Here is an 11,376-nt window from a genome sequence, read left to right as displayed (position 1 = left end):
AGCCTGACGGTGCAGCTCAGGCAGGTCCGCCGCAAACGGCCGAGCCCAGCGCGCATCTCCGACTTGGTCTCGCCGGACAGCACCCGCTCCTCGATTTCGTCGATCTCGGTGCCGATCTTGTCGGCCATCCGGTCCATGGTGTCGGCGACCTCGTCGATGATCTTCTCAAGCAGCGCCGCCACCGTCGCGACACGATGGCCGCCCTCGAGCACGCGGCGCGTGGCATCCACTGCGCACAGCGCCTGATGGCGGCCGCTGATCAGGAGACGCTCGGTCATCGCGAAGCGAAGGAAGCCGGTTTCTTCGGTCGGGGAATCGATCTCGCGGATGAGATCGGAGAACACGCCGTAGACGCAGTTGTCGATGACGTGAAGCTGCTGGAAATTGTCGTGCGACAATAGGAGATCGCGCGCGAGCGCAGGCATCTGCAGGCCGGCAAGCCATTGCCGCGTGCGACCATCCGCCAGATTGAAATGCAGCCAGAGCCTGCCATCATGGCTGAACTCGATCGGCGCATCGATGGCTAAGGATTCAGCGTTGCCGTCGCTATGTAGACGGAATGCCCACACCAGACCTGGGATCACCGGGGTGGCGTCCGCGGGCACGCTGACGATTTTCGCTGGTTCAGCCGACATGACCAGCCCGAAGCTCAACGCGATACATCGCTAACCCCTGCTGCAGCCAGCACAAGACCCGTGCGGAGCATCCACCCCGCACGTACGTCAGCACGCGATACAATTACGATTTTGTTACAGTTTGATGTCGCAGCCTACTCCGCCGCGAGACCGGTCGCGGCAACCTGCTCGGCTTCCTTGTTGTAATCGTGCACGACGCGACCGAACGGCAGCGTCAGATCGGCGAGGAAATGATGCGCGCCGACCACGCGGCGCACCGGAAAATCCGCAACCGGCGCATTGACATGCGGCACCAGATGCAGCCGGCCGGGGCCGATCCATGAGCCCTTGACGTTGATGTCGGTCAGGTTGATCGCAACGAGCTGGCAGACTTCGAGACGGCCGTCGACGCCCGGGATCATCTTCAGATTAATTTGCGTCTTCGACAGCGTCGCGCGGGTGATGTCGCCATTGCCCGCCATGCTCTCATGCTTGTAGCCCATGGTGCCCATGGCGACGAGCTGGCCGGCATATTCGAGCGTGCCGGTCAGCGTGTCCTTGACGATCTCGAGCTTGGGATGCGCGTATTTCTTCGGAAAGCCCCAGATCTCCCGGCCCGCCGCAATCGGCGGATCATCGTCGAGGTACATCTGCGAAACAAAATTGACCTCTTCGCCGTGCAAGCGCGCCGGGATCACCAGACCGGACTCGGTATAGCTGCCGAAGCCGGAACTATCAGGCATCTTGATCCATTCGTAGTGCACGATCGGCGGATCAATCGGCTCGAGCGGCTCAGGCAACCCGGCACGGATCAACTCGGGATCGGTCTCGTAGGTAATGACCAGGAATTCGCGATTGACGAAGCGGTAGGGTCCTGCGGGATAGCTCGGACCGGCGGCCGGCATCGACGGAAGCCTCAAAAGCTCTTCCCTGCGCATCGCAAATCCCCCTGTTTGCAATATGTGGCCTGAACGCTAGCGGCGGACATTGACACTGATATGAGGGATTTCCTTCAGCCGCGTGACCCCGAATGTCCCCTTGGCGGCTGTCATCAGCACGTCACGGGCACACGGAATCGTTGGCGCGCAGGGAGTGTCAGGACATGGATGCGCGTAGCCCACATTTCGACGAACAAGAAACTGCAACCTCCCATCGCGGCTGGCGGCCGGAGCGCTGCGACCGTGTCGCGCTGGTGCTGCAAGGCGGCGGTGCGCTCGGCGCCTACCAGGCCGGCGTCTACCAGGCGCTGCACGAAGTTGGTATCGAGCCGGACTGGATCTGCGGCGTCTCAATCGGCGCGATCAACTCGGCGATCATCGCCGGCAATCCGCCGGAGCGACGGCTCGAGCGGCTGCACACATTCTGGGACCGCATCACCAGCCGCAAGATCTGGCACTACACGCCGGATGGCGACATCTTCCGCAAGGCGCGCAACTTCACCAGTTCGTTCGTGACGACGGTGCTGGGCCAGCCCGGTTTCTTCGCACCCCACAACACCAATCCCTGGTTAAGCCCGGCCGGTGCGCGGACGGCGACGAGCTATTACGACACCGCGCCGTTACGCGAGTCGCTGCTCGAGCTGGTCGATTTCGAGCGCATCAATTCCAAGAAGATGCGCTTTGCAGTCGGCGCGGTGAACGTGCTGTCGGGCAACTTCATCTATTTCGATAACGCGCATGACGAGATCATTCCCGAGCACATCATGGCGAGCGGCGCGTTGCCGCCGGCGCTGCCGATGGTAAAGGTCGGCACCGATCATTTCTGGGATGGCGGCATCGTCTCCAACACGCCGCTGCAGCATTTGCTCGACCAGGTCGACAGCCTGAATTCGCTGGTGTTCCAGGTCGACCTGTTCTCGGCCCGCGGCGTGCTGCCCCGCGACATCCACGACGTGATGGCCCGCCACAAGGACATCATGTATTCCTCGCGCACGCGGTACAACACCGATATGTATCGCAAGACCCACAATCTCCGCGCCCGCCTCTACAAGGCGCTGTCGAAGATTCCAAACGAGCAGTTATCGGAAGAAGAGCGCCATCTTCGCGATTCCAACAGCGCCCTGCCGAGCATCGCGATCCTGCAACTGATCTATCAGCAGAAGGCCTATGAAGGTCACGCCAAGGATCACGAATTCTCGGGCACCTCGATGCGCGAGCACTGGATGAGCGGATACGAGGACACCAAGCGCACGCTGATGCGACGCGACTGGATCAAGATGCCCGACAACGGCATGGGCATCGTGGTCCACGACGTACACCGCGAAAGCGAGGTGTAATTCCGCCCGTCATTGCGAGCGGAGCGAAGCAATCCATGCCGCCACTTGCGGAGAGATGGATTGCTTCGTCGCTTCGCTCCTCGCAATGACAGCTGAGAGATTTGCGCACGCTATCTCCGCCCGTCGTCCCGGGCTTGACCCGGGACCCATAACCACAGGCTGTTGTTGGCTGCTCCGCCGCAACCGCTTGCTCGCGCCACAACACTTTCCTGTGGTTATGGGTCCCGGCTCAAGGCCGGGACGAGACTGGTGTAAAACGGAGCGGCAGTTACGGCCTTGTCGACATGTTACTTGGCGGGCCGACGTTACGGATCGGCTCGGCCAAGCGCGCGAATTCGCAGAGCAGCGATCGCGTCCGGCGAGGATCAATCACCTCCTCGACCCAGAACTTCTCGGCCGAGCGGAACGGCGAGCGCAGCTTGTTGAGGCGGTCCTCGATCTCCTTCAGCTTCGCCGCCGGATCGGGCGCGGCCTCGATGTCGGCGCGATAGGCCGCCTCGATGCCGCCCTCTAGCGGCAGCGAGCCCCAATAGGCCGACGGCCAGGCGTAGCGCATCGAGAAACGGTTGGCGGGCTGGTGCACCACCCCGGCGACGCCGAAGGCGTTGCGTACGATGATCGTGCACCAGGGCACGGTGCTCTGGTTGACCGCCGCCATCGCGCGCACGCCATGGCGGATGGTCGCGCTCTTCTCCGCCTCCAGGCCGATCATGAAGCCGGGGCAGTCCATGAGGTAGACCACCGGCAGATGGAAGGTCTCGGCAAAGTCGACCCAGCGGACCACCTTCTGGCAGGCTTCCGCGGTCCACGAGCCGCCATAGTGGAAGGGATCGCTCGCCAGCAGCAGCACCGCCCTGCCCTCAAGGCGCGCCAGGCCGACGATGATCGGCTTGCCGAAATTGGCACTCACCTCGAAGAACGAGCCCTTGTCGACGACCGCCTCGATGATCGGGCGCATCTTGTAGACCTGCCGGCGGTTGCGCGGCACCGCCTTCATCAGCGATTCCTCGGCTCGCTCGGGATCGTCGCTGCAGGGAACGGTCGGCGGCAGCTCGAACACCGATTGCGGCAGATAGGACAGGAAGCGCCTCGCATACTCGAACGCCTCCTCCTCGGTGTCGACCGCCTGATCGATCGCGCCGGCGCGGGTCTGGATGTCGGCGCCGCCGAGCTCCTGTTTGGTCAGATCCTGTCCGAGCCGTTTCACCACCGGCGGGCCCGCGACGAACATCGCGGAGCTCTTCGTCATCACCGAATAATGCGTCGCCGCCAGGCGTGCCGCGCCAAGACCCGCGACCGAGCCAAGCCCGAGACCGACGACCGGCACGCGCGCGAGGTTGGCCGTCGTGTACCAGTACCAGCGCGTGCCGCCGACGCCACCCGGCAGGTTGGCGGCGCCGCGCGTCTCGATCGTCTTCACCGAGCCGCCGCCGCCGGAACCTTCGATCATGCGGATGATCGGCAACCGGAAATCATGCGCCATCTCCTCCGCCATCAGCGGCTTGGCGGAAATCGATGCATCGGCCGAGCCGCCGCGCACGGTGAAGTCGTCGCCGACCACGACCACCGGACGGCCGTCCACCTTGGCGCGGCCGAAGACGCAGTTCGCCGGCGTTAGCTGCTTGAGCTCGTTGTTCTCGTCATATTCGGCGATCCCGGAAATGGCGCCGATCTCGTGGAAGGATTTCTGATCGACAATCTTGTCGATGCGCTCGCGAACGGTAAGCCGGCCTTGATCGCGCTGTCGTTTGACCTTCTCAACGCCTCCCATCTCCCGCGCGAACGCTTCGCGCCGGGCGAGTTCGTCGAGTTCCGGCTTCCAGTTCATTCCTTTCCTCCGCTTTTATGATCTTGTTATGGTTCACGGCTGCCGGAATGGATTTTCGCTCGATCCGGTTGTTGAAGATGCTGTTGTCGGCGCCTTCGAGCAGGCTGGCGAGTGCGGCACCGAGCTGCACCATTTGCGGCGCGACTTCCTTGTGCAGCCGCTTCTCGTCATACATCGCCGACAACAGGCCGATCGTCGCGACGACATAGGTCTGATATTGCGGCGACCATAGCGGCACTGCAACGCCGTTGATGTGCGGACTCCAGAGACCGCAGGCGACGACATAGCCGTGCTCGCGCAAGTGGCGACGATTGCCCTCGATGCGCGGCTTGAGCAGCTTCGCGCCTTCGGGAATCTCACGCTCCATCTCCGCGATCAGGGCGTTGCCGACCTCGGGCTCGAGCGCGGCCGTATAGGCATGGCCCGCGGCGGTGGTCGCCATCGAGATCCGGCTGCCGGTGACCTCATGCAGGCCGAGCGCGTTCGCCGAGCGCGCGTATTCGAGATACACGAGCTGGAAGCGATCGGGGATGACGAAGCCGACCGTGCCGGGCAATTGATCGGCGACGTCCTGCAGACGCTGACGGATCAGGTTGCGGAGCTGCAGGCCCTTCATCATCGCGGTGCTCATCGCCACCGCGCTCGGACCTATCCGATATTTCTGGTCGCGCGGCAGATAGACGAGCTGGCCCATCCGCGTCAGCGTGTGCGTGAGCCGCGACACTGTCGATCGCGGCAGGCCGCAACGATTCGATATTTCGAGATTGCCGAGCCGCGCCTCATGTCCCTCAAAACATCGGAGGACATCAAACGCGCGCGACACGACCTGGATCACGTCGGCCTCGCCTGCGAGATCGCTGGCGAGCATTCCTTGCCGGCTAAGCCGCTCCGAGCGTCTTCCCATTTGTTATTGGCTCCATTCCGCCACACGGAATAAAATTCCACTTGCAGATCAAGCTACCTCAGGCAATGTGCCGCCACAACAAAAGCCGTTCGCAGAGCGCTATGCGTTTCGCGAAACGGATGGGGAGCGTGGAATGCTAGATATCAAGATCATCACCGAAGTGGCCGGCCGTGTATGCGCTATACCAGTGGCGGCCGGTGCCAGCATCGCCGACGGCGACGAGGTCGCGCTCGTTGAAGCGATGAAGATGGAGATTCCGGTAACGTCGACCGCCGCGGGCACGGTCAAGTCGATCCTCGTCAGCATCGACGACGTGATCGCCGAAGGACAGGCGGTCGCCATCGTCGAGACCTGACGCACACACATTCAAAGTTCGCTCCGCGACAATCTGTCCGGTGATGCGACGATGGTGGCATGCCGCGCCAACGGAGCGCCGTTGCCATCATCGCAATGCGATGCAATGATCCTCGCAAACAACAAGTTTCGCGTAGCGAAACATCAGGGAGGAATCATGATCCTTCGTCTGCTCGCGCTCGGCGTCACCTTACTCGCGTCCGGACCTTCACTCGCCGAAGACATCAAGCTGCCGCCGACGATGGGCGTGACCGCCTACGACACGGGAACCGCGGGATTCAACATCGCGGTCGGCGTCGGCAAGATGATGAAGGACAAGTACGGCACCGACCTCCGCGTGCTACCGGCAGGCAACGACGTGGCGCGGCTGGCGCCCTTGCGCGCCAAGCGCGCGCTGATGTCGGCGATGGGATCGGGCACCTATTTCGCGCAGGAAGGCGTGTTCGAGTTCGGCGCCAAGGAATGGGGACCGCAGCCGCTGCAACTCCTGTTGTCCACGGTCGACTGCAATGCCGGCTCGCTCGGCGTGGCCGCCGATATCGGCGTCAAGGACATCAAGGATCTCAAGGGCAAGCGCGTCGGCTTCGTGGTCGGCTCGCCCGCGCTGAACCAGAACTCGCTTGCCATTCTCGCCTTCGGCGGCCTCAAGCAGACCGACGTCAAGGCCGTCGAATTCGCAAGCTACGGCGCGATGTGGAAGGGCCTGATCAACAACGACGCCGACGCTGCCTTCGGCACCACCATCACCGGACCCGCGAAGGAAGCCGAGACCTCGCCGCGCGGACTGATCTGGCCGCCGCTTCCGCCTGACGACAAGGCCGGATGGGAACGGGTGCAGAAGGTCGGCTCGTTCTTCTTCCCACATCGCGCGACCTGCGGCGCCGGCATCTCGCCCGAAAAGCCGATCGAGCTCGGCACCTATCCCTACCCGATCTTCGTCGCCTACGCGTCGGTGCCGGCGGACCAGGTCTACGCCATCACCAAGGCGATGATCGTCAACTACGACGCCTACAAGGAGTCTGCGCCGGGCGCGAGCGGGCTTGCCGCGGACCGGCAGACCAAGAACTGGGTCGTACCGGTGCATGCCGGCGCGGTGAAGGCGCTGAAGGAAGCCGGCCAATGGAGCGACCAGCAGGAGGCTCACAACAACGCGCTGTTCAAGCGCCAGGACGTGCTCACCGCCGCCTGGGCGGAATATGGCAAGTCAAATCCGCCCTCGGATGAGAAGGCGTTCCTGGAAGGCTGGATGAAGGCGCGCGCGGCAGCGCTTGCCAAGGCCAACATGCCGAACGGCTTTGAATAAAGCCGCGCGCTTCCACTGCAAGCTAACGCCATTGTGGGGATCTTCTGATGTCAGCTTCTCCGCTCGATAGCGCCATGGCCGCGCCGCCGAAGAGGATCGAGTTCGAAGATCCCCATGCCGGCGCGGGCAACATGCAGGAGGCCGAGGTCACGCGCGTTCGCAGCTTGCGCGGCGGCTGGCGCTGGGCGCTGGTGGTCGCGACCGCGGCCACCATCCTGCTCTGCATCAATCAGCAATTCTCGCTGCGCTTCCTGATCGGCTACACCCAGCTCAACACCGAATATTTCTATCTGCTGATCGCGCTAATGCTGCCGTTCACCTTCCTGATCTTTCCGGGAACGGGGACCGCGCCACTCGACCGGATTCCCTGGTACGATCTTCTCCTGTTCGTGCTGACGTTTGCGGCCGCGATCTGGCTGATGCTCAACATCCGCAAGGCCGCGCAGTACGGCTGGGAATCCGACGGCGCGCCGCGCAACGTGCTCATTGCGGGCGTCGTGATGTGGGCGATGCTGATGGAGGCGCTGCGCCGCACCGGCGGCTGGAGCCTCTTGCTCAGCGTGTTCCCCTTCACCGTCTATCCGCTGTTTGCCGAGGCCAAATGGCTCGGGCCGTTTCGCGGCTCCGAACTCACCTTCGACCAGGCCACCGCTACCACGTGCTCTCGGGCGAGAGCCTGCTCGGGATTCCGATCCAGGCCTTTGCCGATACCGTGATCGGCTTCCTCGTGTTCGGCACCGCGCTGATGATGACGGGCGCCGGAAAATTCTTCATCAACATCGCCTTTGCGCTGTGCGGCACGTTCCGCGGCGGGGCGGCGAAGGTCTGCATCTTCGCGAGCGGCCTGCTCGGCATGATGTCCGGCTCGATCATCTCCAACGTGCTCACCGCAGGCACGATGACCATCCCGGTGATGAAGCGTAGCGGCTTCCGCGCCTCCTATGCCGGCGCGATCGAGGCCTGCGCCTCGACCGGCGCGGTGCTGGCGCCGCCGGTGATGGGCGCCACCGCCTTCGTGATCGCACAGTTCCTCAACATCAGCTACGCCGAGGTCGCGGTCGCTGCGATCATTCCCGCCGCGCTCTATTATATCGGCCTGTTCATGCAGGTGGACTCCTATGCCGCGCGGCATGGCCTGAAGGGCATCCCGCGCGCCGAGCTGCCGCGGGTGATCGATACCCTCAAGTCCGGCTGGTACTACGTGTTCGTCATCGCGCTGCTGATCGTGATGCTGCTCTACTTCAAACGCGAGAGCCACGCGCCGTTCTACGCCACCGCGCTGCTGCTGGTGCTGAACCAGGTCTTCTCCAAGGACACGCGCTGGACTTGGGCCACGATCACGAAATTCCTCGAGGTCAACGGCCGCACCTTCGTCGAACTGGTCGGCATTCTCGCCGGCTGCGGGCTTTTGATCGGCGCATTCTCGATGACCGGCGTAGTCTCGAGCCTCGCCAACGACCTGCTGACGCTCGCAGGCGACAACGCCTTCCTGCTGCTGGCGATGTGCGCCTTGACCAGCCTGATCCTGGGGCTCGGACTGACGACCACGGCCTGCTACATCTTCCTCGCGATCCTGGTGGCGCCGGCGCTGGAGAAGCTCGGGCTGAATCGAATGGCGGTGCACATGTTCATCTTCTATTGGGGCATGCTGTCGTCGATCACCCCGCCAGTTGCGATCGCTTCCTTCGCGGCTGCCGGTATCGCGGGATCGCCGGCGATGAAAACGGGCTGGGAATCGATGTGGGTCGGCAGCATCATCTATTTCATCCCGTTCTTCTTCGTGTTGAACCCGGCGCTGGTGCTGCAGGGACCAAGCCCCTATCTCACCGGTCTCGGCCTGATGGCGCTTGCCGCCTTCGGCACATTGTTCATTTGCGGCGGCATCCAGGGGTATCAGGCCTTCGTCGGCGATCTCAGCCGCGCAGGCGCGCTGGAATGGCCGCTGCGGGTGCTGCTCGTGATCGGCGGCTTCGTGGTGGCGACGCCCGGCGGCGGCATCAACCCGTTGTCGCAGATGCAGGTGACGCTGCTCGGCCTTGCCATCCTGGTGCCGACGGTCCTGATCGCGCTGCTCCTTGTCCGGCGGCAGCCGCTACTAGCGAACCAGTTGCGCGCTCCCTGATTGCGTTGCACAAAAGGAGGCGATGAAACCCGAGCCGCCTCCTTCTTCCGCCAGCGCCACGGCCTGGACCCGCTCAAGACCGCCGCTGCTGCGGTTCCTGCAGTCATGCCACGACGAGTTCGCCACTGAGACCGGCGGCGCCGTCGCCGATTACATTCCCGAGCTCGGCAAGGCAGACCCTGCCCATTTCGGCATCAGCCTCGCCACCCTCGACGGCCACGTCTACGAGGTCGGCGACACCAAGGTGCCCTTCACCATCCAGTCGATGTCCAAACCCTTCGTGTTCGCGCTGGCGTTGGACACGCTGGGCGCAGGGCGGGTGGAAAGCGCGATCGGCGTCGAGCCATCGGGCGACCCCTTCAACTCGATCCGACTGAACGCGGAAAACCATCCGTTCAATCCGATGGTCAATGCCGGCGCCATCGCCTGCACCGGGTTGATCCATGAGGCCAAGGGCGATGCCGCCTTCGACTATATCCGGCAGGCGCTCGGCCGCTTTGCCGGACGCGAGCTCACGCTCGACGAGGCCGTCTATCTTTCCGAAAGCACGACCGGCGACCGCAATCGGGCGATCGGCTATCTCCTGCGCACCAATTCCGTGATCAAGGACAACGTCGCCTCCGTGCTGGATGTCTATTTCCGGCAATGCGCGGTGCTGGTGACCGCGCGCGATATCGCGATCATGGCGGCAACGCTTGCCAATCGCGGCATCAATCCGGTGACCGGCAAGCAGGTGATCACGCCGTATGCGATCTCGCGCACGCTCTCGGTGATGACGTCGTCGGGCATGTACGACTTCGCCGGCGAATGGATCTATCGCGTCGGCATCCCCGCCAAGAGCGGCGTCGGCGGCGGCATTTTGGCCGCGCTGCCGGCGCGGCTCGGGCTCGGCAGCTATTCGCCCAAGCTCGACAAGCACGGCAACAGCGTGCGCGGCATCAAGGTGTGCGAGGCGCTGTCCTCGCATTACGACCTGCATATGCTCAACCGCAGCGACGATGCGCGCACCAGCATCATCGCCGACTACAATATCGGCAAGAGCCCGTCCCGCCGCGTCCGCCGCCCGCAGGAGCGCGCCATCCTCGCCGCGCACCACGAGGAAGTGCGGATCATCGAGCTGGTCGGCACGCTGTCGCTTTCCGCAGTCGATTACGTATCGCGGCGGATGACCTCGGAGCCGCGGCCGCAATTCGTCGTGCTCGACCTGCACCGGGTCACCTCCACCACCCGCGCCGGCGCGCGGCTGGTGGCGGAGGCCTTCGAGGAACTGGCCGCGCTCGGCGTCACCGTGATCCTGTCCGGAATCAAACGCACGTCGACGGAATGGAAGACGCTGCGCGAATGGACGGCCAAGCTCGGCAACATCAGGGACTTCTACCTGCTGGATACCGCGATCGAATGGGCGGAGGACCAGATCGTCTACCGCTATGGCGGCTCGATCGATTTCTTCGAGACCACGGAATTGTCCGAGCAGCCGCTGCTGGCCGGATTGAGCGTGGAAGAGCTGACCGACCTGGCGTCGCTCGCTTCGACCCACACCTACCGCTCCGGCGAGAAGATCATCTCCGCCGGCGATTCCGCAGGCTCGCTGTTCTTCCTGCGCAGCGGCGTCGTACACGTCACCCTGCCCGACGGCGTCCGCCTGGCGACGCTCACCGCCGGCATGGCATTCGGCGAGATGGCGCTGATCGAGCCGGTCCGCTCCGCCGACGTCTTGGCGGACCAGGCCGCGACCGCCTGGGAGATTCCGCTGCGCGACTTCGAACGATTCCGCAAGCAGCACCCACGCGCCGGCGAGCGGATCATGCGCAACCTCGCGCAACTGCTCGCCGACCGGCTGATCGTCGCGAACGCGAAGGTGGATCTGCTGACGTCGACGTAATCTCTCTTCATTCCCTCTCCCTGCTCTTCGCGGGGAGAGGGTTAGGGTGAGGGGCTGCCTCCGCGAACATTGCTGCCAGTTGTATTCGCGGAGG

Annotated in this window: 8 protein-coding genes and 1 pseudogene; 5 read left to right on the top strand and 4 right to left on the bottom strand. The window is 63.7% G+C overall.

The features are described 5' to 3' along the window. Both CWO89_RS32950 and CWO89_RS32945 read right to left on the bottom strand, forming a co-directional pair. Positions 1-635 (bottom strand): CorA family divalent cation transporter (locus CWO89_RS32950; RefSeq protein WP_283813562.1); only part of this gene is annotated, 635 nt, incomplete at its 3' end. 134 nt (positions 636-769) lie between these two features. Beyond that, complete coding sequence (locus CWO89_RS32945; protein ID WP_130582661.1) at positions 770-1,552, bottom strand: acetoacetate decarboxylase; 783 nt, start codon at positions 1,550-1,552, stop codon at positions 770-772. A 164-nt stretch (positions 1,553-1,716) separates the two neighbouring features. Between CWO89_RS32945 and CWO89_RS32940 the strand changes: the two genes are divergently transcribed. Next, the gene (locus tag CWO89_RS32940) at positions 1,717-2,889 is read left to right on the top strand and encodes a patatin-like phospholipase family protein (protein WP_130582660.1); all 1,173 of its coding nucleotides are present in this window, start codon (positions 1,717-1,719) and stop codon (positions 2,887-2,889) included. Between the two features lie 268 nt (positions 2,890-3,157). Here the strand turns inward: CWO89_RS32940 and CWO89_RS32935 are convergent, their stop codons facing one another. Together CWO89_RS32935 and CWO89_RS32930 are read right to left on the bottom strand one after the other, a co-directional pair. Beyond that, positions 3,158-4,717, bottom strand: coding sequence for an acyl-CoA carboxylase subunit beta (locus tag CWO89_RS32935; protein ID WP_130582659.1), 1,560 nt, complete (start codon positions 4,715-4,717; stop codon positions 3,158-3,160). Further along, positions 4,647-5,621 (bottom strand): IclR family transcriptional regulator, encoded by a 975-nt coding sequence (locus tag CWO89_RS32930; protein ID WP_130582658.1) that lies wholly within the window; start codon positions 5,619-5,621, stop codon positions 4,647-4,649. Before CWO89_RS32930 ends, CWO89_RS32935 begins: the two co-directional genes overlap by 71 nt. A gap of 133 nt (positions 5,622-5,754) precedes the next feature. Here CWO89_RS32930 and CWO89_RS32925 point away from each other — a divergent pair, with 133 nt between their 5' ends. From CWO89_RS32925 to glsA, 4 genes and pseudogenes are all read left to right on the top strand, one after another. Beyond that, complete coding sequence (locus CWO89_RS32925) at positions 5,755-5,976, top strand: acyl-CoA carboxylase biotin carboxyl carrier protein subunit (protein ID WP_130582657.1); 222 nt, start codon at positions 5,755-5,757, stop codon at positions 5,974-5,976. Between the two features lie 156 nt (positions 5,977-6,132). Next, positions 6,133-7,278: a TAXI family TRAP transporter solute-binding subunit gene (locus CWO89_RS32920; protein WP_165421424.1), complete on the top strand. Its 1,146-nt coding sequence runs from the start codon at positions 6,133-6,135 to the stop codon at positions 7,276-7,278. Positions 7,279-7,325: 47 nt separating this feature from the next. Next, positions 7,326-9,400: pseudogene (locus CWO89_RS32915) on the top strand (TRAP transporter permease). Positions 9,401-9,422: 22 nt separating this feature from the next. After that, a complete protein-coding gene (gene glsA / locus CWO89_RS32910) occupies positions 9,423-11,282 on the top strand; it encodes a glutaminase A (RefSeq protein WP_130582655.1) in 1,860 nt (619 codons plus the stop codon). Positions 11,283-11,376 lie beyond the last annotated feature (94 nt).

The sequence above is a fragment of the Bradyrhizobium sp. Leo170 genome, assembly GCF_004296405.1.
In the GTDB taxonomy this organism is placed as follows: Bacteria; Pseudomonadota; Alphaproteobacteria; order Rhizobiales; family Xanthobacteraceae; genus Bradyrhizobium.
The sequence above is the reverse complement of the archived record's forward strand: the minus strand, read 5'-3'. Positions and strand labels throughout refer to the sequence as shown.